The sequence below is a fragment of the Luteimonas suaedae genome, from assembly GCF_008312895.1.
In the GTDB taxonomy this organism is placed as follows: domain Bacteria; phylum Pseudomonadota; class Gammaproteobacteria; order Xanthomonadales; family Xanthomonadaceae; genus Luteimonas; species Luteimonas suaedae.
Genome location: NZ_VSSP01000014.1, coordinates 59,993 through 84,118, shown reverse-complemented (window position 1 = coordinate 84,118; position 24,126 = coordinate 59,993). Strand labels below are relative to the sequence as shown.

The following is a 24,126-nucleotide window of genomic DNA, read 5'->3' as shown; positions in this document are numbered from 1 at the left end:
TCGAGAAAGGCGTGCCGAAGGACAAGCCGGCGTCCACGCGGCACAGGTCCGCGTCAAGCCGCCTCGTGGAAGATCACCCCAAGCGTGTGCCGATGCCCGGCGCGCACCGTGCCGACGCCGTGGCGCAGTTTCACCCGGTAATCGCCACGGGTTCCCTGCACCGGCCGCATGTTGACGGCGAACACCACCGCGTCGCCCTTGCGCAGCGGCACCACCTCGGCGCGCGACTGCATCCGCGGCCGCTGCTCGGTCAGCACGAACTCGCCGCCCTCGAAGTCGACACCTGGCTCCGACAACAGCACCGCCACCTGCAGCGGGAAGACGTGCTCGCCGTAGAGGTCCTGATGCAGGCAGTTGTAGTCGCCCTCGCCATATTGCAGCAGCAGGGGCGTCGGACGCGTCTGGCCGGCGCGGTGGCAGCGGTCGACGAAGTCGGCATGCTCGGCCGGGAAGCGGACGTCGATCGCCATCCGCTCGTGCCAGCGGTTGGCGATCGGGACCAGCGGCGGATACAACGCGGTGCGCAGACGCTCGACCAGCGGCGGCAGCGGATAGGCGAAGTAACGGTACTCGCCGCGCCCGAAGCCGTGCCGGGCCATGACGACGCGACTGCGGAAACCCGCATCGCGACCATAGAGCCGGGCGGTGGCATCGCACTGGGCTGCGGTCAACAGTCGCGGCAGGCGTGCCCAGCCCCGTGCATCCAGGTCGGCGGCGACCGTCGGCCAGTCGATCCGGTCCACGCCGCTCATGTCGCCGCCGCCTCGCGCTCGAGCAGGGCGCGCTTGCGCTCCACGCCCCAGCGATAGCCGGAGAGTGCGCCGTCGCTGCGCACCACCCGATGGCAGGGAATCGCCACCGCGAGCGCGTTGGCGGCGCAGGCGCCGGCAACGGCCCGGACCGACTTGGGCGTGCCGATCCGGCGGGCGACTTCGGCATAGGTGGCGGTGCGGCCGGCGGGAATGTCCCGCAACGCCTGCCACACCCGCTGCTGGAACGCCGTGCCGCGGATGTCGAGCGGCAGGTCCAGGCCCAGACCCGGCGCCTCGACGACACCGACCACGCGGGCGACCAGCGATTCGTATGCGCGATCGCCGCCGATGAGCTGCGCCTTGGGAAACTGGTCCTGCAGGTTGTGCAGCAGCGTCTCCGGGGCGTCGCCGAGCAGGATCGCCGCGATGCCCTTCTCGCTCGAGGCGACCAGGATCGCGCCCAGCGAGCACTGGCCGACGGCGAAACGGATCGCCTCCTCGGCGCCGCCGGCGCGGTAGCGCGTCGGCGTCATGCCGAGCATGGCGTTGGCTGTCTCGTAGAAGCGGCCATTGGAGCCGAAACCGGCGTCGTAGATCGCGTTAGTCACCGTCTGCCCGCTGGCCAGTCCATCGCGCACCCGACTCGCCCGGTGCGCGGCGGCATAGGCCCTCGGCGTGAGGCCGGTAGCGGCCTTGAACATGCGGTGGAAATAGCCGGGACTCAGCTCCACCGCACCGGCCAGCTCCGCCAGCGACGGCGGTCGTTCGGCCTGTTCGATCAGGCGGCAGGCCTTGGCGACGATCGCCGCGTTCTCCGCTTCGGTCGAGGCGCCTTCCGGATTGCAGCGCCGGCACGGTCGGAAGCCGGTCGCCCGCGCCGCCTCCAGGGTGTCGTGGATGGCGACGTTTCCCGGATTGGCGGTCCTGGACGGGCAGGACGGCCGGCAATAGACGCCGGTGGTCGCCACCGAGTACCAGAACTGGCCGTCGGCGCTGCGGTCGCGCGCCACGATGCGCGCCCAGCGCGGGTCGCGCCGTGCGGGCGGTGTCGCGTAGTCTGCTCTGTGCTTCTGGGTCATGGTCATCACCGGGACTCCTGTGAAATGGGTGTGGAGTCACCATGCCGCAACCCTCTGGGCACCACACTCCGGTGCTTGCTTTCAAATCCGGCCATGCTGCGGGCAGTCAGCTACGGCACCGACGTATGGCCAGTCGGGGGCAGGAAATGATCCCGTCGTCGCCCCGGATTCAGTATTCCCGCCACTCAGAAGTGGCGGCGGCGTGCCGCCGGAAAACCACGACGCACTGGCCCTTGTGGGAGCGATGGAAGTCGCGACAGGACTATCGGCGCCGACGTGGTTGGGCCTTTCCGGCACGTGGGGTCGCGACTTCCGTCGCTCCCACATGAGGTTGCTCCATCACGGTATCGCTTCTACAAAGGTGCTACCCGCACAAGGGGCGCCACTTCACACAGCTGATCCAGGCCGCGGATCGGCGGCGCCAGGCCGACGCCGTCGTTGCACATCGGCGTGAAATGGTTGCAATGACCGATGGCAGTCGGAGATGGCCATGGTCGCCGCTACCGTGCCAGGCACCGGGCACACTCCCCGCCAGCCGGAATCACCGATGCGTCCCCTCTCCTGCCTGCTTCCGACCCTCCTCGCTGCCGCCGCCGCGCCTGCACACGCGGTCGAGATCGACGGCCGCATCGATCCGGAGGAGTGGCAGGACGCGCGCACGGTCACCGAGTTTCGCAAGGTGCAGCCGCTCAACGGCGAGCCGGCGTCGCTGCCCACCGAGGCCTGGATCCTGGCCACGCCGGACGGCCTGGCGGTGGCTTTCCGCAACACCCAGCCGCCCTCGGTCCCGCGCACCCGCCAGCGCGTGCAGCGGGATTTCGATGCCCAGGTCGACCGCGTCAACGTGATGGTCGACTTCGACGGCGGCGGCCGCACCGGCTACAACTTCACCGTCAGCTCCACCGACGGCATCTACGACGCGATCATCAGCAACGAGTCCGAGTTCAACGACGACTGGGACGGCAACTGGCGCCATGCCGTGGGCGAGGACGACGCCGGCTGGACGGCGGAGCTGTTGATCCCCTGGCACATCGCGCCGATGCGCGAGGCCGGCGGCGATACCCGCACCCTCCGGATCTATCTCGACCGCGTGGTCGGCGCCACCGGCGAACGCGCCGCCTGGCCGCTGGCGAGCTACGAGCGTCCGCGCTTCCTGTCCGAGTTCGCGCCGATCGAGGTCGCCGTGTACAGCCAGTCACTGCTGGCGTTGACGCCGTACGTTTCCGGGCTGTACGACAACGTCGACGGGCGCGGCGAGGCCGACGGCGGACTGGACGTGTTCTGGAAACCCAACGGCCAGTTCCAGCTGACCGCCACCGTGAACCCGGATTTCGGCCAAGTGGAAAGCGACGACCTGGTGGTCAATTTCGACGCCACCGAGACCTTCGTCAGCGACAAGCGCCCATTCTTCACCGAGAACCAGGGCCTGTTCGAGTTCACCACGCCGTCCGACTACAGCCAGCTGCTGTATACCCGCCGCATTGGCGGCCCGGCCGACGACGGCGACGGTTCCGGCGACATCGACGCGGCGATCAAGCTCAACGGCAGCCTGGGCGCGACCCAGTACGGGATTTTCGCCGCCGAGGAGGCCGACGAGGTCGGGCGTTCGTTTCGCGCGCTGCGCCTGGTGCACGATTTCAGCACCCAGAACCTCGGCGCCATGTTGACCCAGGTGGAGCGGCCGTTCCTGGATCGCGAAGCGACCGTGCTCGGCGTCGACCACAACTGGCGCCCGACCGCACGCTGGAACGTGCGCACGCGGCTGCTCGGTAGCCGGATCACGCAGGCGGGCGAGCGCAGCAGCGATACCGGCGCCACCGTCTGGGCCGACTACGAAATGGACAATGGCTGGCGCCAGCAATGGATCGGCATGCACTTCGGCGACGAGCTGCAGATCAACGACGCCGGTTTCCTGTCGCGCAACAGCACCAACTACGGGCACTGGCAGCTGCAGCGCCGCTTCACCGACCTGCCGGCCGGATCGCGCTACGCCTCCAAGGACTGGCGCTGGCGCGTCAGCGGCAACTACAACGATCATGGACAACGGCTCAACCACCAGTTCCGCATGAGCCGGGACAGCAGGCTGCGCAACGGCAGCGTCGAATACGCGCAGATCAACGTCAACAGCGCCCGCATCGACGACCTGCTGACCCGCGGCAACGGCGTGGTGAAGCTACCGCCCAACTTCGGCGCCTATGCGGAATACGAGCGGCCGCGCAAGGGCAACTGGGCCTACCAGCTGGAAGCGGAAGCGTTCAGCGGCGGCCTTTCCGGCAACGACCGGATCGGCTACAGCGTCGAGTTCGAACCCAGCTACTTCGTCAGCGACGCCTTCAATGTCTATGTCGGGCTGTACGCCGAACGCACGCCGGACTGGCTGGTGTGGCAGCGCGACAACCTGATCGGCAGCTTCGACGGGCGCGAGGTGAACCTCAATACCGGGTTCAACTGGGCGATCGGCAGCCGCCAGGAGCTGCGGCTCAAGCTGCAGGCCATCGCGATCAACGCGCGCCTGCGCCAGGGCTACCGCATCGATCCGGCGGGCAATGCCGTCGCCAGCGAGGAGCCGGTCGACGATTTCAGCGTGCGCAACCTCGGTGTCCAGGTGCGCTACCGCTACGAGCTGGCGCCGCTGTCGTACCTGTACGTCGTCTACGGCCGCGGCGGCTACGAGGAGGAACCACTCGCCGACGGCACCGGCCGCCTGCTCCGCGACAGCTTCCGGCTGCGCGACGACGAGCAGTTGCTGGTCAAGCTCAGCTATCGCTTCGAGCTCTGACGATTCTCCCGTAGGAGCGCGCCATGCGCGCGATGCCGCGGGCATTCCGCCGCCCGCGAATTCGGTGACCGGCGCGCCTGCCGGTCCAGAATCGTGGCATCCACCGGATCCTGCCAGCACCCGCGGCATCGCGCGCATGGCGCGCTCCTACGGGAGACCTCCACGCCGGTAAACTGCACGCCCATGAACCGCCGGCCCGAACCCGCCCTGCAGATCCACGTCGATCCCCTGACCGGTCCCGAGATCGCCGACCTGCTGCGCGCACACCTGGACGACGTGGCCCGGCACTCGCCGCCCGAAAGCGTGCACGCGCTCGACCTGGCGAAACTGCGGCACCCCGCCATCACCTTCTGGAGCGCGCGGCTGGACGGCGCACTGGCCGGCTGTGTCGCCCTCCGCGAACTCGATCTGCGGCACGGCGAGGTCAAGTCGATGCGCACGGCGGCGGCGCATCTGCGCCAGGGCGTCGCTGCAGCGCTGATGCGCCATGTGCTGGAGCAGGCAACCCACCGCGGATACCGCCGGCTCAGCCTGGAAACGGGCTCGATGGCGGTGTTCGCACCGGCGCGGACGCTGTACACACGCTTCGGATTCGAGCCGTGTGGTCCGTTCGCCGACTACGTCGAAGATCCGTACAGCGTGTTCATGACCCGCGCCCTCTGAGGGCCTAGGTCCGCGACGCGCGCGGCACCCTACCCGCGCAACAGCACCGGCACCGCCTCGGCATCGCGGCCTTCGCTGAACACCCCGATCCGGTCGCCGACGCGCTGCACCCGCAGGTCGACCTTGCGCGGGCCCAGGGCCAGCCCGCGGATCAGGACCTGGTCGACACCGGACGGCAATCGCGGACGGTCGACGATGACGCGTCCGCGCCGGGCATCGATGCTCAGGCCGAGGCAACTCTGCAGCAGCATGAACACCGAGCCCGCGGCCCATGCCTGCGGCAGACAGGCGACCGGATACGGCACCGGCGCGATGCCGCCGGTACGGGCGAAGCCGCAGAACAGCTCCGGCAGGCGGAAATCGAAGTGGGTGGCCGCTGCGAACATGCCCTGCAACAGGCGCTCGGCCCCTTCGCGATGGCCGTAGCGGGCAATGCCGGCGGCAACCAGCGCGGTATCGTGCGGCCAGATCGAACCGTTGTGGTAGGACATCGGGTTGTAGCGCGCCTCGCCCTCGGCAAGGGTGCGGATCCCCCATCCGGTGTCGAAGGCCGGCGACAGCAGCGTCCGGGCCACCGCCTCGGCACGCCTGCGGCCGGGCAACCCGACGTACAGCAGATGGCCGGCATTGCTGGCGCGAACGCGGCACAGCGCCTGCTCGCCGTCAAGCGCCAGGCCGTAGAACCCGTGCTCCGGCATCCAGAAGCGCTTCTCCACGGTGCGGCGCAGCGTCTGCGCGCGTTGCCGCAGTCGCTCAGCGAGCGCGTTGTCGCCGAACCGCAGCGCCAATCCGGCCATCATGCGCAATCCGGCGAAGACATAGCCCTGCACCTCGACCAGCGCGATCGGCCCGTCCGGCATGCGGCCATCGGCATGGAACACCGAGTCGTCACTGTCCTTCCATCCCTGGTTGGACAGGCCACTGGACTCGCCGCGCGCGTAATCCAGCAGACTCGCCGGATGGCTGTCGCAGACGCGCTCCATCAGCGCCGTCGCCGCCAGCAGCGCGGGCCACAGGTGCTCGATGAATTCAAGGTCGCCGGTGCGGTCGGCGTATGCGCCGGCCAGCACGACGAACAGCGGCGTGGTGTCGACGCCGCCGTAGTACAGCCCGAACGGCAGCTCCCGCAGCGCCGCCATCTCGCCCTTGCGGGTTTCGTGCATGATTTTGCCCGGCACCGCGTCGCGGAACGTCGACTCCTCCTGCGCCTGGTGGCGCGCCAGGAACTCGAGCACGCCGCGCGACAGCGCCGGATCCAGCCACAACGTCTGCAGCGCCGTGATCACCGCGTCGCGGCCGAACGGCGTGGAGAACCACGGAATGCCCGCGAACGGATACGGGCCGCTGTCGAGTTCGCTGGTCAGCAGCGCCAGGTCGCTGCGCGACTGCTCCAGCCAGTCGTTGAACGAGCGCGCGCTGCTGCGCGCGTGCGCGCCGCGACGACGACGCGCGCGCATCCCCAGGCGGGCGCGCACCAGCGCCTCGTCGAAGCCTTGTTTCGAAGGGTTCCCGGATGTCGGTCCCACTTCGAGGTAGATGGTCTCGTTCCCGCCCGCCGGCAACACGAACTCGAACTCGGCGTGATCGGGCGCCAGCCGCTGCGGCGCACGCGAGAAGGCGATGAGCGATTCGCGCAGGCCGCCGTCGAGGCCGCGGTAACGCAGCGCCACGCCGGGTTCGTCCAGCATCCGCGGCGGCAGGATCTGTCCGCGCGCCGCGCGCACGCTGCCACGGACCTCAAACATGTCGCGGAAATCCGCCGCGTACTCCAGGCGCAGCAGCAGCGGCTCGTCCTGCTGGCCATAGTTGGTGCACACCAGCCGCTCGTACAGGCGCTCGCCGAACAGCAGCCGCATGCGCTCGACGTGGACGCCGGGGCGCGTGGACGCCGCATTCCCGATCTCGGGCAACGGCCGGCTGCCCAGGTGCGCGATGAACCGCACGTTGTCGCTGACGATGGAACCGCTGAGCAGCTCCGGGCGGCCTTCGTTCAACGACAGCCGGAAAACCGACAGCAGGCGGGTATCGTTGTGGAACAGGCCGTCGGCGCCGCCGTGGATATCGCCCGCGGTATCAGCGACCAGGTAGCTGTCGCCATCCTTGAGCACCTGCCGCGCAGCAGGCTGCTTTGGCCCATTCACCGCATGTCCCGACCGGCTGTCACGGCCGCTCCGTGTGTCGACTGCGGGAGCGGCATGTTGTCACCGGCGATTGCCGGCGCCAGCCCGGGCCGCGGACACGGCGCGACGGCCGTCGGCAGGTGCCTGACCACGCCGCCGGTCAGTCGCTGGTACAGGGCAACGTAGGCCTCGGCCATCGCCCTCGACGAGAAGCGGCGCTCGAAGGTGGCACGGATCCGGGCGCGATCGAACGTCGCGACCTCGGACACCGCCGCCACCGCTTCCGCCTCGCTGTCGACGATGCGCCCGGTGATGCCGTCGTCGATGATCTCCGGCACCGCGCCGCAACGCCAGGCGATCACCGGGGTTCCGCAGGCCATCGCCTCGATCATGACCAGTCCGAACGGCTCGGGCCAGTCGATCGGGAACAGCAGCGCACGCGCATTCCCCAGGAATTCCGATTTCTGGTGATCGCCGATCTCGCCGATGAACTCGATCGACGGATCGTCCAGCAACGGCGCAATGCAGTCCTGGAAGTAGGCGCGGTCGACAGTGTCCACCTTGGCCGCGATCTTCAGCGGCAGTCCGGCGGCGCGGGCGATGGCGATGGCGCGGTCGGGCCGCTTCTCCGGAGAGATGCGACCGAGGAACGCCAGATAGTCGCTTTCGGCGCGCGGCGAGAACCGGTACAGCGACGGCGGCAGGCCGTGATGCACCGTGCCGAGCCAATTGGCCGCAGGCAGCGGCCGGCGCTGGTCGTCGGAGATCGACACCAGCGGGAACTGCGACCAGCGCCGATAGCACATCGGCAGGTCCACCAGGTCGAGGCGGCCGTGCAGCGTGGTCAGCGTGCGCGCGGCCAGTGACTCGAACATCGGAAAGTGCAGCAGGTCGAGATGGAAATGCAGCACATCGAACAGATGCGCGCTGCGCCGCACCTCCTCGAGCTGCACCAGGTGGGCGGCGAGGTCGGACTTGAGCGGCGCCGGGTCGAGCCGGATGGCCTGCCGCCGCACCGAAACGACGCGGGCGCGGGTATCGGTCTGGCCTGCGGCGAACAGCGTCACGTCGTGACCGAGTTCGACCAACGCATCCGTCAGATGGGCGACGACGCGCTCGGTACCGCCGTACAGGCGCGGCGGCACCGTCTCGTAAAGCGGCGCGATCTGGGCGATATGCATGAGGAGGCTCTCTAAAGGAAAGCACCGGCGGACTTGCCGCCGGTGCCGGGGGTCATCGATGGTTGACGGTGATGCGACGTCCGCGTGGCGCTGCCTCGGGTTCCTTCGGCAGCGTCACCGTGAGCAGCCCGTCCTTGAACGTCGCCGACACGCCGTCCGCCTGGATCGGCGGCAGCGGGATGCGGCGTTCGAAACGGCCGTAGAAACGCTCGCTGAACTGGCCACGTTCGCGCCGGCCCTCGCGCTCGCCGCGAAGCACGAGCGCGTCTTCCTCGAGCAGCACTTCGATCTCCTTCTCGCTCATGCCGGGCAGGTCGGCCATCACCGTCAACTGCCGGTCCTCCTGGCGCACCTCGATATTCGGCCAGCCATAGTCGCCGCGGCCGCCGTCGAACGGCGTCCCCATGCCACGCAGGGTGTCGTCGAAGATCCGGTTGACCTCGCGCTGCAGGTTGAAGAAAGGATCGCGTCCCTGGCGCTCCAGGTCCGTGCCACGAGACCGGGACCAGGGAATCAGGTCGTTCATCAGGCTCATGATTTTTCCTCCTAAGTCTCGATGACCGAGCCGCCGTCGGCCGGCCGGCTGGTCATCCGGCCCGGCGCACGCCGTGCGGCATCGGGACAGGCACGATGGAATTCTCCGAACCGGTTTCAAGAGGCGGCCAACCGGTCGTTCAGCGAGTCTTGACACCGGCCTTCCGCGTAACCGCTCCGGGTCCGGCTCCGGCACCTCCACCGCCGCGGTGGTCTTCGAAAAAAGCGATGCCTGGAGCATAGGCCCGCGGCGGGGAAGCGCCGGTGAAGTACTGTCTCCGGCTACTTCACGCCTCGACCGGCTGGCAGACGGCCCGGTCTCGCCAGGCAGGCGCATGCGGACCGTATGAGCCTGAAAATCGTGCTCGCGCTGGGTGGCTCCACGGGCTGGCTTCGCGAAACGCAGGAGCGTCGCGCCGACGTCTCCAGCCTTGCTGGCTCGGCGATCTGCGCGAGAGCTGATGAAGTCGCGCAGCAGCCCGGGGCCGTTGCCGGTGCCGCATCTTCGCTCCCCGGAGACACCCTGACAGCTTGGAAACGGGCACGTGCCATGTCCGTCGCAGCGGCAGTGCGGGGCGACTTCGCGGCATTCGATCAGCGCTTCTTCACCATGATGACCACCTGCCCGACGATCGCGGTCAACAGAATCGCAGTGTTGGTCACGATGAAGACCCAATTGTCGAGCAGCCAGCTGTAGGCGATGAATCCGCCGGACGCCAGCATCTGTCCGGCGAACAGCCATTTCGACACGCCCTTCGGATCCGGGTCGCGCGCCTGGATGACGATCTGGCGCGACAGCGTCAGCAGAAGCACCGCAGATGCGCTCCAACCGAGAACGTCAGGCGACATGGCACCGCACGCGCCTGGCGGAAACCGCGCGACCGGACGCCATACCGCCGACTCTCCGGCCGCCGGACGTTCGCACGCACGCCCGGCTCATCGGTGCGGGTGGTCCACGCCGGGCGCGTCCCGCTCCCGGTCGTCGTCGCGACCCGGGTGGTCGGGCGGCTGCCGGGAAGGATCGTCGGGGTTGCGGTCGGGATTATTGATGTCGGGCGGGTTATCTTGCCCGCCGCGGTCGGGCCGGTCGCGCGGGCCGGGGTCCTGCGGGTGCTGCGTGACCATGGTGGTTCTCCTGCCAGCCGGATCCTGCACACGCTACGAAGCAGCATCGTGCGGCCGCGTGAACGCCTGTCGCCCCGCCCGGACCCATTCCGGGGCGACGCGGGAGGACCTTGGATTGCCGCCGCGGATGAAGACGGCATCCGTGACGGCCCCGGAGCCAGGCGTGTGGCGCATCGCGCGCGGGTAGCCGGCAGCCCGCGCCAGGCCGTGGCGCTATGCTGCACCCATGAAGGCCTGGATCGTCCTGCTGCGTGCCGTCAACGTCGGCGGCACGGGAAAGCTGCCGATGGCGGAGTTGCGCGCGCTTTGCGGGAGCGCGGGCTTCGCCCGGATGCGCACCTATATCGCCAGCGGCAACGTGGTGCTGAGCAGCGCATCCACGGCGCGGCAGGTACAGGAAACGCTGCAGGAAGCGCTGGCGCGCCACACCGGCAGGCAGGTCGGCGTGCTGGTGCGCAGTGCCGCGGAATTGAGACAGGTGCTTGCCGACAATCCGTTCCCGAAGGCAGCGCCCAACCGGGTGGTGGCGATTTTCCTGGGCGGGGCGCCGCCCTCCGACGCACTGGAGAGCGTCACCGGCCGCAAGAGCGAACGGCTCGCCCTGGGCAAGCGCGAGATCTACGTGCACTACGGCGACGGCATGGCCGACTCGAAACTCAAGATCCCGGCGGCAAAAAACGGCACCGCACGCAACATCAACACCATCACCAGGCTTCTCGAGATTGCGGACGGCTGACCGGTCACGGCCATGCGGTGATGGTCGTGATCGCTCCTCCGTTTCGGCCGTTTCCGCCGAGAGCTTCATTCCCTCTACCCGTACATATCCGCGCTTCCAGCCGATCCCCTTCCAAGAAACGTGATGCAGGTTCCTGAATCCAGTTTGGCGGCCCACTAGATTCGGCCAGGTACCAGGAGTCCGCAGACGCGCCTGACCATTATCGTTCGTGATGCGCCGTCGTTCCCGCGCTCCGGTACGCGGTTTACCTCAATCGTTGAATAAGGAGAGGAAAATGAACGGTGCAACGCAACAAGCGGACGTCGTGGCGAAGTGGCGCAACAGCGCGGACGCCGACAACCCGGCCGGGCCGCTGTTCGTCTCCGGCGACTATGCCGAGGCCGATATCGTTTCGGACAAGCAACGGGCTACGATCTTTACGCTTTGCGGATGCGGTACGGCGTGCACGGGTTCCCAGACGCTCCATTGCTGCTGATGCCGTTACGCGATGGCATCCGCGGAAAGCCAATTGGATGCCGGTAATTTCAAAGCGTCGCTGGGTTGCCTGATCTCTCCGTTTTTGGAGGAATTGGCAACCCAGCTCGTTTCCATCCCCCGATTGAATCCCAAGGAACGCGACGTCGTACTCTCCGCTACCGAGACGTCGCTCTGTTTCGTCCTGCACGCGAAACTCAGCCGGCTGCTCGTGCTGGAGCTCAACGCGGCGCGTGTCACCGGACGCTTGAGCGGGAACGATCCGAAGCACCGGTGGATCCAGTTCGTCTCGATGTCGTCCCGGAGAGAGTTCTGGGCGGGACTCGCGGTGCACTATCCCCCGCTGCTTGACCGCGTCGAAACCATCGTCCGCAATCGCTGCGCCGCCTCGCTGGAGTTCGCGGGACACTGGGCTTCGGATCGCGAGCATATCGACGCGCTGCATGGGCGGAAACTCGGCGACCTCGAGGGATTGAGCTTCGGAGCCGGAGACAGCCACCGCCACGGACGTACCGTGGCGATCGCGCAAGGCAAGCACGGGCGGATCGTCTACAAACCGCGCCCGCTCGGAATCGATGTCGCCCTGCGGCACTTCGTCGACGAAATTGCCAGGGATCGCGACGACATGACGATCGGCGTGCCGAAGGCGGCGGGACTCGCCCATCACGGCTGGAGCGAATTCGTAGAACACCGCCATGCGGCCGGAAAGGCCGAGCTTCGTGATTTCTACCGGGGAATCGGACATTGGCTCGCGATCATGCGCTTGCTGGGCGGGAGCGACCTGCATGCCGAGAACCTGATCGCCCATGGCGGCAGTCCGGTCATCGTCGACTGCGAGACGCTGTTTACGCCCGCTGCTCCCGCGGTCGAGTTCGGCTTCGGCCGGGCGCTGGATCGCGCCGCCGAACTGCTGGCCGGAACGGTGCTCAACATGGGATTGCTTCCGGGGCGCGGGATCGGCCTGGGCTGGCGCGGCATCGACAGCTCCGCCGTCGGCATGTTGTCGGATCAGCAACCCGTTCTTCCGCACCCCGACATCCTCGACATCGGCACGGACGAGGCCCGTATCGGAACATCGTTGAAAGCAGTGCCCGAGGCGCAGAACCATCCGAGCCGGCATCCGGCCCTGGCCGACTACTGGCCGGAAGTCCTGCGCGGCTTTGAGGATCTGACCGGCGCACTGCGACGCCTCGATGCGGACGGGCAGTTGCGCGTCCGCATGGAGGTGTTCTCAGGCTGCCACGTCCGCATCGTTCCCAGGGCCTCGGAGACCTACGCGGAGATCGGCCGCATGCTGTGGCATCCGGTGTCGCTGCACAATCCGGAACCCGCAAGGCGGCGCGCATTCGACCTTCTGCAGAAGATGGCGGCCAACATCGCCTTCGCCCCGGACGAGGCGGAGACGATTGAAGCCGAGATAGACGACCTGCTGACGGGAGACGTTCCCTTCTTCTCGGCGCGGGTCCGGGAAGGCGCGATCGAAGGCCCGCGGGAAACGACCTGGAGGGCCTTGCCCGACCCGATCGAGGGCGCGTTGGCGCGCTGGCGTTCGGCGGACCACGCCCTGGACCGCAGCATGATCCGCGCATCGCTGGTGAGTGCCTACATCAACGACGGATGGAGGCCCGAGGACACGTCCCTGCTGCCTCGGCACGGAAGCGGCGGTGATCTGGACGCGCGCCGCAGACGGCAGGCTGCCCTGATCGTCGGAGAACTCGTGTCCAGCGCGATTCGCGGCGAGGACGGCAGCATCAGCTGGATTGCTCCTGTCCTGGGCCCGAGTGGCTGGACGGTGCAGCCCCTGCCGCCCGATCTCTATACCGGCCTTTCCGGCATAGCGCTACTGACGGCCGCCTATCTGCGCGAGTCGGCCGCCGGGCGTGCCGATCCCGTGGCCGGGCTCGAGGAAACGTTCGCGGCGACATTTCGTTCCTTGGGGATGTTCGACAGGGAACTGGAACGCTCGGCGCGATCGGCGGAAGGAATGAAGATCCGTCCGCCCGCCCTTGGAGGATTCATCGGGCTTGGCTCGCAGATCTGGACATATCTGCTGCTGGCGGATTGGGGCATGGACGATGGGGAAGGGCTTGCCCGCGCCCTGGCGCTCGCTGGACACGTGCCTGGCGCAGTGCAAGCCGATGGCGCGCTGGACCTGCTCTCCGGTGCGGCGGGCGCGATCGCGCCGTTGCTTGCCCTGTCCGAAAGAAGCGGCCAGGCGGGCTTCATCGACATGGCCGCCACGCTCGGCGATCGTTTGTGCGAGAGCGCCAAGCTTCGGGAAGGGCGTGCGTGCTGGCCTCAGGACCGATGGCCGGACGGCATCGGCGGCTTCGCGCATGGCGTCACCGGTATCGGCTGGGCGCTGGCCAGGCTTGCCCGGCAGACCAGTGAAACGCGTCATCGACAGACTGCGGAAGCCGCCTTCGCTTTCGAGGAGGCCCTGTTCGATGCGCAAGAGCAGAACTGGCGCGATCTGCGCAACCTCCCCGGCGGGCAGACGACGTCGGCCGCCTGGTGCCACGGGTCGGTCGGTATCGGCCTTGCGCACCTGGACCTGGATCCGGAGGCGGAATTGTCCTCGACGCGGCAAACACTCCGCCGGGCCGCCGCGGCAACCTACCGGCGCGGACTCGGCTGGAATCACTGCATCTGCCATGGCGACCTGGGGGCCTGGGAGTTGCTAAGCCGAGCGGCGACCGCCGGCGAAGCTCCGGGCGGCCTCGACCCGCGTCAGCTGCTCGACCGGATCCTGACCAGCCTGGAAACGCACGGAGCATCCTGCGGAATCACGCGAGACGCTTTTGTCCCTGGCCTGCTGCCCGGCGTCGGCGGGATCGCCTATCAGCTGCTTCGGGCACACCCTGACAGCGGCTTGCCGTCGGTCATGCTGCCTGGCCGGTGGGAATGACGCGCCCTGCCGCGCGCAACGCCGGCGACCCTCGCCCGGCTCAGCCGCCGCTCACGACACGACGCCGCGAACGCAGGGCCGGGTGCATCAACCCGAGCAGCTGCCGGGCATCGGAGAGGCTGACGACCGCATAGGTGTGCCGCTCCATGTCGGCGACCACTCGCGCCCACGTCGTCGCATCGTCTGCCACCGTCGCCGATCCGCAGGGCATCAGCGGGCCGAAGCGGGAAAGTGCCTCCACGGACGGCTGCACGCACTTCGGCACAATGACCAGCTCGTTCTCCCCGCAGCTATAAACCGTGATATCCATCGGTATACGCCGTAGTTGGCTGGAAGGCTCAAACGCTACGTCCGGGGAGGTACCAATTCAGTTCGCTGCCGTACATACGACCGCGCAAGCACGACGAACATGAATAACTTCATCTTAGTGAAGGAATCGTTCCGGACGCTGCGTCTCCGAAGCTATTGCGGAATCGGCTTGGTCAACAAGCGGTCGTACTCTTCCTTGATCGTCTCGTAGCACTCGCAGGAGCGCCGCTCCAGTCCCTTGCGGTCGACCACCATGATCCTGCCGCGACTGTAGCGGATGAGCCCAGCCTCCTGCAGTCGCCCGGCCGCCTCGGTCACGCCCTCGCGGCGTACCCCGAGCATGTGGGCGATCGCTTCCTGCGTCATCCGCAGTTCGTTGCTGCCGAGCCGGTCCACGCACAGCAGCAGGCGGCGCGAGAGTTGCTGCTCGACGGTATGGTGTCGGTTGCAGATCGCCATCTGCGCCATCTGCGCGATGACCGCCTGCGTGTAGCGCAGGATCACGAACTGGAAGGCACCGGCGCGCTTGAACTCGCGATCGACCGCGTCGGCCTTCAGCACCAGCGCTTCTCCGGCGACCTGCACCATGGCGGTCGACGGCGTGCTCCTGCTGTCGACCAGCACTGCCGTCCCGACCATGCCTTCGTTGCCGACCATGGCGATCTCGGCGCTGTCGCCGCTCTTGGTGACATGCAGCAGCGATACGATGCCGCTGCGCGGAAAGTACATGAGGTGCTGCTGCGCGTGCGATTCGTACAGCACCTTGCCGACCGGCAACTCCACCGGGTGCAGATCGGGCGAAAGGCGCTCGCAGACATCCGCGGGCAGATCGGCCAGCAGGCCATTGTTAGGCCGCCAAGGCGTGGGACTCTTCATTCGGGTAGGCGGCCTCCGTCCAGCCGGACATTGTCGGCCGCAGCTCCGGGTACGTATGTACGGAAACGCACATTGGCGATGATCCGCCACGCACCGGTACGATTTCGCCCGAAAACCGCGCGGGAAGAAGGACCGGCATTGCCTGATCAGGCGCTACCGGGTCGCCATCAGGGAGCGGTCCACGGACAGCCTGCGCGCAATCTGCGGGATATACAAGGCCAGTCGCCGGTTATTCGCCCCTATCACTGGCGCGATACCTGCAAAGCGCCATATCAAGCCATTCGTTCATGTACGGACAGGCGGTTGAGATCGCCCTAGACAGAGCCGTCGCGCAGCGATGGCGGGCACGTCGACACGTCGCCCGACCTGGAGACGATTTTGTCCGGCGCCGATGGGAGCGATGGAAGTCGCGACTGATTGTCACCGAAGTTGGGCCACCCCAAGCCGGATTCGGCTCCACAGGTCGCGAGTTCCCGGCGAGACACGCGCTATGCGGTCGCGCCCTACACGCCGAACGGGAAGGTTTCCGGTGCGCCGGGCGCAGGGTGCTGCGGGCCGAGCGGGGTGACCGCGCTGGTCTCGTCGAACCACACGTAGGCGTCGAACTGCTGCGGCAACGAGACCTGCGCGTAGTGGCTTTGCAGTTCGGACTCCGGGCGGTAGATGACGCCGATGAAGCGCTCCAGCCTGGGCGGCAACAGGCCGCGCCGCAACGCTTCGTGGCGCCCGGCACGCAGGTCGAGCAGGCAGCGCGGCACGCCGGCGTCGTGGCACAGACGCTCGACGCTGTCGCGGCGCGAGGGACGCACACGCTTGACCTGCATGTCACCCCCCCAGTCGTCGGCCGCGGCCACGCTGCCGGCATGGGTGCCGAACCCGATCAGCGCCGCCGCACCGCCGAAGCGTTCGCGGCACAGCTGGCCGATATTCAGTTCGTCGCGCGCGGCGCCCATCTCGGTATGGCGCGCATCGCCGATGTGGGAGTTGTGCGCCCAGACCACGGCCTTGGCACCGTCGCCGTGCGCGTGCAACAGATGCTCCAGCGTCTCGAACATGTGGGTGTCGCGCAGGTTCCAGCTTTCGGCGCCGCCGTAGTACATCACCCGGTAGTAGCGCTCCGCGGATGCGACCAGGCGCGCGCTCTGCGCCGCATCGAGGAAACGCTCGCCATCGGCGGCGGCGTATCGCAGGCGGCTCTCCAGCAGGTCGCGACACTGCCGCACCACCGCCTGCTCGCACTTGCGATGGCCCTCGCGCAGCACGGCGCGGCCGTAGGTGGCGGGATCGTTCTGCCACGGCGTCAGGCAGCCGTAGCGTTCGCGCGCGATCGCCGCGGCCTCCGGATCGACCTCGTCGAGGTAGGCGAGCACCGCGGCGATCGAGGCGCTCATGTTGTAGATGTCCAGGCCATAGAAGCCCGCCTGCCGGGCCGCGTCGCGGCCGCGGTTGTGCGTGCGCAGCCAGTCGACCAACGCGGCCACCTCGGCGTTGCGCCACATCCAGGTCGGAAAGCGCCGGAACACCGGCTCGGCATCGGCCGGCTGTGGCAGGTGCCGCACGTGGCGGTTGACCGCCACGGCGTCAGGCCAATCCGCCTCCACGGCGACGAAGCGGAAGCCGTGATGCGCGATCAGGTGCCGGGTGATGGCGTCGCGCGCGCGGTAGAACTCGGACGTGCCGTGACTGCATTCGCCCAGCAGCACCACGCGGCAGTCGGCGAAGCGGTCGAAGGCGGCGGAGAACGCCGGTGCGTCCGGCGCCGGCAGAGGCTCGGCGGCCTCGGCGATCAGCTGCGGCAGCGAACGCCCGCAGGCATGGCCGGCACTGTGGTTGCTGGCGGCGCGGCTACCGTCCTCGGCCCAGCCCTGCTCGCCGATCAAGGGCACGAACCGCACCCCGCCCAGGTCCTCCTCGTCGTAGTCGTCCTCGCCGACGCGGGTGATCCGGCGCAGCCGCTGCCCGTACTCGTCGTCGCCGACCGGCACCACCAGCCGGCCGCCGGTCGTCAGCTGCTCGCGCAGCGCGCGCGGCGGTTCCGGTGCGCCGGCGGCCACCAGGATCGCGTCGAACGGCGCCGCCTCCGGCCAGCCGCGGCTGCCGTCGCCGGTGCGCAGCTCGATGTTGTCGTAGCCGAGCGCATCGAAACGGCGCTGCGCCGCTTCGGCGAGCGAGGCATGGCGCTCGATGGCATGCACGTGTCCGGCGATCCGGCTCATCACCGCGGCCGCATAGCCGGAACCGGCGCCGACTTCGAGCACGCGATCGCCGGCGGCGATCCCGCCCGCCTCGATCATCAGCGCGACGATGTAGGGCTGCGAGATGGTCTGTCCGGCGCCGATCGGCAGCGGACTGTCCTCGTAGGCGAACTCGGCCATGCCCGCGTCCACGAACCGCTCGCGTGGCACCGTGCGCATCGCGTCGAGCAAGGCGCGGTCGCGCACGCCGCGGCCCGCGATGTGCGTTTCGACCATGCGTTCGCGGGCGCGTTCCAGATCGCGCATACCTGCCGTACGAGCGGGCGACGCGCCCCTTCTATCAGGTACGGCGTCCATGTGGCGTCACGACGCCCGCATCAGGGTGTGCGCTCTCTACGCGCGAACGCGTTTTCCGGGGAATCTCCCGGAATATTGCGGCTCTGGTCCGGCGGGCTCCGGCGGATTCCCGCTCCGTTACGGCGCCGGCGGCAGCAACGTGCCCTGGTCGGCGTTCGCCAGCCAGACGCCGCGATGGCGTGTGTAGCTGACACCGGTGAGTGCGCGCTGGGAGAAGCCGACGGAGGGAATCGTGTACGTGGTCTCGTACAGGATGAAGGCCGTCCTGCAGCCCTCCACCTTGCGATAGCGTTCGGTCCATTCCCAGACCGCTTCCCGGTTCTCGAAATGGCTGGCCAGCGCGCCCATGATCGCGTCGATGCCATAGAACGCGGCGCCGCTGGCGAAGACGGTGACCGCATCATCGGTGTGGACGGCGCGGAACGTCTCGGCGTCGTAGTCGCGGAAAGACTCCATGTCGATCCGCTGCGCGACCTCGAACTGGCGTTCGCAGTGTCGATTCGCGTGCGCGCTCTCGACGTCGCTGGCGAAGGCCGGCGCAACCGACGCCCCCAATACGAGAACCCATGCCAGCGCGGACAATGTTCGCGGCGATTCGCAACCGATAGTCGTCATCGTGTCTCTCCCGGGAAAATGCCCATCGACCGTAACCACGCGGCGAGGCGCCCGGAAGCGCCAATCCACGTTGCCGGGCCGGAGCCAATCCAGGCGTCGAGATGCGACGGCGTGCCGATGCCGATGCCGCGCACAATGAAAAGGCCCCGCCTGGGCGGGGCGGGGCCTTGCGGGGCGTCTGAGCGATGGGCCTACTTCGCCGCCACCACGCGCACCATCTCCAGGCACTTGCTGGAGTAGCCCCACTCGTTGTCGTACCAGCTCACCAGCTTGACGAAGGTCGGATCGAGCTGGATGCCGGCCTCGGCGTCGAATACCGACGTGCAGGTCTCGCCACGAAAGTCGGTGGCGACCACCTTATCCTCGGTGTAGCCGAGGATGCCCTTCAGTGCGCCCTCGGACTGCGCCTTCATCTCGGCACAGATCTCCTCGTAACTGGCGTCCTTCTCCAACTCGACGGTGAGGTCGACCACCGACACGTCCGAGGTCGGCACGCGGAACGACATGCCGGTCAGCTTCTTGTTGAGCTCCGGGATCACCTTGCCGACCGCCTTGGCGGCGCCGGTGGAGGACGGAATGATGTTCTCCAGGATGCCGCGGCCGCCGCGCCAGTCCTTGTTGGAAGGGCCGTCGACGGTCTTCTGGGTGGCGGTGGTCGCGTGCACGGTGGTCATCAGGCCGCGCTTGATGCCCCACTTGTCGTTGAGCACCTTGGCCAGCGGCGCCAGGCAATTGGTGGTGCAGCTGGCATTCGAGATGATCGCCTCGCCGGCGTACTTGTCGTGATTGACGCCGAACACGAACATCGGCGTGTCGTCCTTCGACGGCGCCGACTGGATGACCTTCTTCGCGCCCGCGTCGAGGTGCTTCTGGCAGGTGTCCTTGGTCAGGAACAGGCCGGTGGATTCGATCACCACCTCGGCGCCCACTTCGTCCCACTTGAGGCTGGCAGGATCGCGCTCCTGAGTCAGGCGGATACGCTTGCCGTTCACCACCAGCGTGGCTCCGTCGACCGACACCTCGCCCTTGAAGCGGCCGTGCACCGAATCGTAGCGCAGCATGTAGGCCAGGTAGTCCGGCTCCAGCAGGTCGTTGATGGCCACGATCTCGATATCGTCGCCGAAGTTCTGGAACGCCGAGCGCAGCACGTTGCGGCCGATGCGGCCGAAACCGTTGATGCCAACCTTGATCGCCATGAATCGGACTCCTGCAGGCGCGCCGGGGGGGCGCGGTGGTGGGGACGGGCCGATGATTTTAGCAGGCAGCGGCCCGGAGCCGCCGACGCGGCCTTGATCGGCACCCGGCGTCCGGGCCGCATGCCGGCCGCGCAGCGCCGGATCGCCCCCGTCCGGCGCGTGGCGATCGAACGACAGCCGCGCCGCACCGCTAGAATTGCCGCATGACCCGATCGTTTCTGCTTGTCCTCGCGCTTGTCTTCGTCGCCGCACCGGCCTCCGCCTGGGGCCCGCGCGGGCATCGCCTGGTGGCCGAACTGGCGGCCGCCGCGCTCACGCCCGCGGCGCGCGCGCAGGTCGACCTGCTGCTGCGGGGCGAGGCGGAGCCGACCCTGGCCGGCGTCGCCAACTGGGCCGACGAACTGCGCGCGAACGATCCCGATCTCGGCCGCAGAAGCGCGAAGTGGCACTACGTCAACATCGGCGAGTCCGGCTGCGAATACAGCGCCACGCGCGACTGCCCGAATGGCGACTGCGTGATCGAGGCGATCCGCACCCAGGCGGCGATCCTTGGCGACCGCACGCAGCCACTGCCTGTCCGGCGGCAGGCGCTGAAGTTCGTGGTGCATTTCGTCGGCGACGTGCACCAACCGATGCATGCCGGCCATGCCCACGACAAGGGCGGCAATACCGTGCAGCTCGCCATTCCCGGCGGCAGTCGCGGCGGCCGCGGCAGCAACCTGCACGCGCTCTGGGACAGCGGCCTGTTCCGCGACCTGGGCGAATCGGAAGCCCGGCATGCGGCACGCCTGCAGGCGCTGCCGGGGATCACCGCCGGCAGCGCCGATCCCACCGACTGGGCACGGGAATCCTGCGCGATCGTGCTGCAGCCGGGCGTCTACCCACCGCGCGCCAAGCTGGATCCGGGCTACGTCGACACGTGGCGGCCGGTCGCCGAACGGCAGATCGCGCTGGGCGGCCGGCGCCTGGCGGCGCTGCTCAACGACGCGCTGGGCGACTGAACGCAACCGGCCGGTTGCCTCCGGTCATTGCGTCCACAGCAAGCGAGTATCGCTCCGGCGCATTCATCACGCGGCCATCCGCGCAGCCGCACGCCATCGCGCACACAAGCGCCACGACATCCATTGCGCGAGAGCATGGACGAGGCGCAGCTCGTGCAGCTGCGTGAGGCACGCGACGCCATCCTGGCGACGCCGACGCTGATCCTCCCCGCGGTGCAGACCAGCATCGGCGCCGGTGCGCTTCCGGAACCGGAAAGCAATGGCAGCCGCTATCTGGAGATCTCGCTCGACACTCACTGAAGGGAATGCCCGCGACGCCGGCCGGATCGTCGCATGCGCCACGCGGGAAGCCGCGACGGAAGGTCGGACCCGCTACCATTCGGCGCGATGAACGAAACCATATTGCTGCTGGCGCTGCTGTTCCTGCTGGTCGCCACGCTGTATTCCTCGGTCGGCCACGCCGGCGCCAGCGGCTATATCGCGGCGATGGCGTTGCTGAGCCTGGCGCCGGAACAGATCCGGCCCACCGCGCTCGCGCTCAACCTGCTGGTCGGCGGCATCGGCCTGTTCCGCTTCTGGCGCGCCGGCCACGTGCGCTGGCGCAACGTGCTGCCGTTCGTGGTCGCCTCGGCGCCGGCCGCGTTCCTGGCCGCCGGCGTCACCCTGCCGAAGGAAAGTTATTCGGTCCTGCTCGGCCTGGTGCTGCTGGCCGCCGCCGCCGGCGTGTTCCGCCACGCCGCGCATGCCGAGGAGGAAGATGCGGTCGCCGTCGACCGCCGCGTGCCCTGGATTCCCGGCTTGCTCACCGGTGGCGCGATCGGCGTCCTGTCCGGCCTGACGGGCACCGGCGGCGCGATCTTCCTCACTCCACTGCTGCTGTTCGCCCGCTGGATGCCCACCCGTGAGGCCAGCGGCACCTCGGTCGCCTTTGTATGGATCAACTCGCTCACCGCCCTGGCCGGCCTGCTGCGCGCCACCGGCACCCTGCCCACGGCGCTGCCGCTGTGGCTCTGTGCCGTGGCCGTCGGCGCCCTGATCGGCACCCAACTCGGGCTGAAATGGTTGCCGGCCAAGGGGCTGCGGCACGCGCTGGGCGTGGTGCTGCTGGTCGCGGCCGGCAAACTGCTGTTCGCGGCGTAGGCGGGCCGGAAGCCCGGCGGGCCGCCACGAATCGGCTAATCATCGCCATTGTCGAGCTGCAATCGCCGCCAGTGCGATACTCATGCCATGAATACGCCACGTCTGTTCGAGGATCTCGAAAGCGCCGTCGATTTCCTGCTCGAACGCATTCCCGGCCCGTTGCACGTGGGCGCCCCGCTCGGCCTCGGCAAGCCGCACCGGCTGCTCAACGCGCTGTACGCGCGGGTGGAGCAGGACCCATCGCATCCGCTGACGCTGTACACGGCGCTGTCGCTGGATCCGCCGCCGGGCGGCGCCGGGCTGGAGAAGCGCTTCCTGGCGCCGTTCGTCGCCCGGCATTTCGGCGAGGATTTCCCGCGCCTGGCCTACGTCGCCGCGATGCGCCGCGACGCCCTGCCGGTGCATGTCAGCATCGAGGAGTTCTACCTGCAGTCCGGCGCCCTGCTCGGCTCGGCGCAGGCGCAGCGGCGCTACGCCAGCCTCAACTACACCCACGTCGCCCGCGCGCTGGCCGAGCGCGGCCTCAACTGCATCGTGCAGAAAGTGGCGGCGAACGACGACGGCACGCGGCTGTCGCTGTCGTCGAATACCGACCTGACGTTCGACGCCGTGGACGCGGTGATGGCGCGTGGATTGCCGCGCCCGCTGCTGGTGGCGGAGATCGATCCGCGGCTGCCGTGGCTGGACGGCACCGCCGCGGTGGACGCGTCGTACTTCGACGCTGTGATCGCACCGCCGCCGCCGTACCCGCAGCTGTTCGGACTGCCACGGCAGCCGGTGGGCGATGCCGAGTACGCGATCGGCTTTTATGCCAGCGCGCTGGTGCGCGACGGCGGCACCCTGCAGATCGGCATCGGCGCCCTGGCCGATGCGCTGTGCCACGCGCTGGCATTGCGACATACCGACAACGCCGCCTACCGCCGGGTGCTGGCGGCGCTCGATCCGGAGCTGGAATCGCATCCCGCGGTGCGCGCCTCCGGCGGGCTGGCGCCGTTCGCGCAGGGGCTGTACGGCTGCAGCGAAATGCTCAACGAGGGCTTCAAGCGCCTGGTCGAAGCCGGGGTGATCCGGCGCAAGGTGGTCGACAAGGCGGCGCTGATGCGGCGGATCAACGACGGCGACGCCAGTGACCTGGATCGGGAACTGCTCGAGCGCGACGGCGAGTTCCTGCACGGCGCGTTCTATCTCGGCTCGCCCGATTTCTACGCCTGGCTGCGCACGCTCGACGACGACACCCGCCGCGGCATCGGCATGAAGCGCGTCGGCGAGGTCAACGAGCTGTACGGCCTGGACGAGGGCCTGGAACAGCTGCAGCGCCGCGACGGCCGCTTCTTCAACACCTGCATGATGGCCACGGCGCTCGGCGCAGCGGTTTCGGACGGGCTGGAAGACGGGCGCGTGGTTTCCGGCGTCGGCGGCCAGTACAACTTCGTGGCGATGGCGCACGCGCTGCCGGACGGCCGTTCCGCGCTGCTGCTGCGCGCGGCGCGCGACAGCGGCGGCAAGACCGCATCGAACATCCGCTGGAACTACGGCCACGTCACCATCCCCCGCCACCTGCGCGACCTCTACATCACCGAATACGGCATCGCCGATGTGCGCGGCAAGGTCGACGAGGGTTGCGTGGTCGCGATGGCCGGCATCGCCGACGCACGCTTCCAGCAGGCGCTGCTGGAGGAAGCGAAACGATCGAAGAAGCTGCGTGGGGACTTCGCCGCGCCGGAGGCCTGGCGGCGCAACACGCCGCAGCGGTTGCGCGAGGCGCTGGCGCCGCTGCGTACCGACGGCACCTTGCCCGACTATCCGCTCGGCAGCGACTTCACCGAGGTCGAGCAGCGGCTGGTCAAGGCGCTGGCCTGGTTGAAGGAACGGACCGGGACCACGAGCGGCAAACTCGGCATCCTGGTCCGCGCGTCGCTGGCCGGCGACAGCGACGACCGTGGCGCGTTGCAGCGGATGGACCTGGAGGCTCCACAAGGCGCCGGCGAATGGATCCAGGCGCGGCTGCTGGGGTACGCGCTGCGCGCGTCGGGTCGGGGCTGAAGCCCCTCCTACAATGAGGACGGCTGTAGGAGGGGCTTCAGCC

21 protein-coding genes are annotated in these 24,126 nt (G+C 68.5%); 9 read left to right on the top strand and 12 right to left on the bottom strand.

What is annotated here, in order from left to right; genetic code table 11:
• Positions 1-53: 53 nt before the first annotated feature.
• Positions 54-752: a 2OG-Fe(II) oxygenase gene (locus FXO19_RS16890; RefSeq protein ID WP_149196284.1), complete on the bottom strand. Its 699-nt coding sequence runs from the start codon at positions 750-752 to the stop codon at positions 54-56.
• Positions 749-1,837, bottom strand: coding sequence for a bifunctional DNA-binding transcriptional regulator/O6-methylguanine-DNA methyltransferase Ada (ada, locus tag FXO19_RS16885; RefSeq protein ID WP_149196283.1), 1,089 nt, complete (start codon positions 1,835-1,837; stop codon positions 749-751). The genes FXO19_RS16890 and ada overlap by 4 nt, the downstream gene beginning before the upstream one ends.
• Positions 1,838-2,378: 541 nt before the next feature.
• Between ada and FXO19_RS16880 the strand changes: the two genes are divergently transcribed.
• Positions 2,379-4,610 (top strand): DUF5916 domain-containing protein, encoded by a 2,232-nt coding sequence (locus FXO19_RS16880; protein WP_149196282.1) that lies wholly within the window; start codon positions 2,379-2,381, stop codon positions 4,608-4,610.
• Positions 4,611-4,793: 183 nt separating this feature from the next.
• Entirely contained in the window at positions 4,794-5,273 is a 480-nt protein-coding gene (locus FXO19_RS16875; protein WP_223115532.1) for a GNAT family N-acetyltransferase, read from the top strand.
• A gap of 29 nt (positions 5,274-5,302) precedes the next feature.
• Here the strand turns inward: FXO19_RS16875 and FXO19_RS16870 are convergent, their stop codons facing one another.
• The 5 genes from FXO19_RS16870 to FXO19_RS16850 form a co-directional block, all read right to left on the bottom strand.
• Complete coding sequence (locus tag FXO19_RS16870) at positions 5,303-7,414, bottom strand: amylo-alpha-1,6-glucosidase (RefSeq protein WP_149196281.1); 2,112 nt, start codon at positions 7,412-7,414, stop codon at positions 5,303-5,305.
• On the bottom strand, positions 7,411-8,574 hold the full coding sequence (locus tag FXO19_RS16865) for a glycosyltransferase family 4 protein (RefSeq protein WP_149196280.1): 1,164 nt from the start codon (positions 8,572-8,574) through the stop codon (positions 7,411-7,413). The genes FXO19_RS16870 and FXO19_RS16865 overlap by 4 nt, the downstream gene beginning before the upstream one ends.
• 52 nt (positions 8,575-8,626) lie before the next feature.
• Positions 8,627-9,109: an Hsp20/alpha crystallin family protein gene (locus FXO19_RS16860; RefSeq protein ID WP_187775824.1), complete on the bottom strand. Its 483-nt coding sequence runs from the start codon at positions 9,107-9,109 to the stop codon at positions 8,627-8,629.
• Positions 9,110-9,702: 593 nt separating this feature from the next.
• Complete coding sequence (locus FXO19_RS16855; protein WP_149196279.1) at positions 9,703-9,957, bottom strand: hypothetical protein; 255 nt, start codon at positions 9,955-9,957, stop codon at positions 9,703-9,705.
• 87 nt (positions 9,958-10,044) lie between these two features.
• Positions 10,045-10,233 (bottom strand): hypothetical protein, encoded by a 189-nt coding sequence (locus FXO19_RS16850; RefSeq protein WP_149196278.1) that lies wholly within the window; start codon positions 10,231-10,233, stop codon positions 10,045-10,047.
• 226 nt (positions 10,234-10,459) lie between these two features.
• On the opposite strand from FXO19_RS16850, the gene FXO19_RS16845 reads away from it, so the two are divergent.
• From FXO19_RS16845 to FXO19_RS16835, 3 genes are all read left to right on the top strand, one after another.
• Complete coding sequence (locus FXO19_RS16845; protein WP_149196277.1) at positions 10,460-10,969, top strand: DUF1697 domain-containing protein; 510 nt, start codon at positions 10,460-10,462, stop codon at positions 10,967-10,969.
• Positions 10,970-11,243: 274 nt separating this feature from the next.
• Positions 11,244-11,444: a DUF6229 family protein gene (locus tag FXO19_RS16840; protein WP_149196276.1), complete on the top strand. Its 201-nt coding sequence runs from the start codon at positions 11,244-11,246 to the stop codon at positions 11,442-11,444.
• 12 nt (positions 11,445-11,456) lie between these two features.
• Positions 11,457-14,351: a type 2 lanthipeptide synthetase LanM family protein gene (locus FXO19_RS16835; RefSeq protein ID WP_149196275.1), complete on the top strand. Its 2,895-nt coding sequence runs from the start codon at positions 11,457-11,459 to the stop codon at positions 14,349-14,351.
• A 40-nt stretch (positions 14,352-14,391) separates the two neighbouring features.
• Here FXO19_RS16835 and FXO19_RS16830 read toward each other — a convergent pair whose 3' ends face one another.
• From FXO19_RS16830 to gap, 5 genes are all read right to left on the bottom strand, one after another.
• Positions 14,392-14,661, bottom strand: coding sequence for a hypothetical protein (locus FXO19_RS16830; RefSeq protein WP_149196274.1), 270 nt, complete (start codon positions 14,659-14,661; stop codon positions 14,392-14,394).
• 152 nt (positions 14,662-14,813) lie between these two features.
• On the bottom strand, positions 14,814-15,536 hold the full coding sequence (locus FXO19_RS16825; protein WP_149196273.1) for a Crp/Fnr family transcriptional regulator: 723 nt from the start codon (positions 15,534-15,536) through the stop codon (positions 14,814-14,816).
• Positions 15,537-16,039: 503 nt separating this feature from the next.
• Positions 16,040-18,037 carry a protein-L-isoaspartate(D-aspartate) O-methyltransferase gene (locus FXO19_RS16820; RefSeq protein ID WP_149196272.1) on the bottom strand — a complete coding sequence of 666 codons (1,998 nt, stop codon included), beginning with the start codon at positions 18,035-18,037 and terminating at the stop codon, positions 16,040-16,042.
• Between the two features lie 168 nt (positions 18,038-18,205).
• Positions 18,206-18,703, bottom strand: a complete 498-nt coding sequence (locus FXO19_RS16815) for a Cif family virulence factor (protein WP_149196271.1) — start codon at positions 18,701-18,703, stop codon at positions 18,206-18,208.
• Between the two features lie 191 nt (positions 18,704-18,894).
• A complete protein-coding gene (gene gap / locus FXO19_RS16810) occupies positions 18,895-19,899 on the bottom strand; it encodes a type I glyceraldehyde-3-phosphate dehydrogenase (protein ID WP_149196270.1) in 1,005 nt (334 codons plus the stop codon).
• A gap of 203 nt (positions 19,900-20,102) precedes the next feature.
• Here gap and FXO19_RS16805 point away from each other — a divergent pair, with 203 nt between their 5' ends.
• The 4 genes from FXO19_RS16805 to FXO19_RS16795 all read left to right on the top strand — a co-directional run bounded on the left by FXO19_RS16805 (position 20,103) and on the right by FXO19_RS16795 (position 24,083).
• A complete protein-coding gene (locus FXO19_RS16805) occupies positions 20,103-20,900 on the top strand; it encodes a S1/P1 nuclease (RefSeq protein ID WP_149196269.1) in 798 nt (265 codons plus the stop codon).
• A gap of 135 nt (positions 20,901-21,035) precedes the next feature.
• Positions 21,036-21,200: a hypothetical protein gene (locus FXO19_RS19320; RefSeq protein WP_187775823.1), complete on the top strand. Its 165-nt coding sequence runs from the start codon at positions 21,036-21,038 to the stop codon at positions 21,198-21,200.
• Between the two features lie 87 nt (positions 21,201-21,287).
• Positions 21,288-22,040, top strand: coding sequence for a sulfite exporter TauE/SafE family protein (locus FXO19_RS16800; RefSeq protein WP_187775822.1), 753 nt, complete (start codon positions 21,288-21,290; stop codon positions 22,038-22,040).
• 87 nt (positions 22,041-22,127) lie between these two features.
• A complete protein-coding gene (locus tag FXO19_RS16795) occupies positions 22,128-24,083 on the top strand; it encodes an acetyl-CoA hydrolase/transferase C-terminal domain-containing protein (RefSeq protein ID WP_149196267.1) in 1,956 nt (651 codons plus the stop codon).
• Positions 24,084-24,126: the final 43 nt, after the last annotated feature.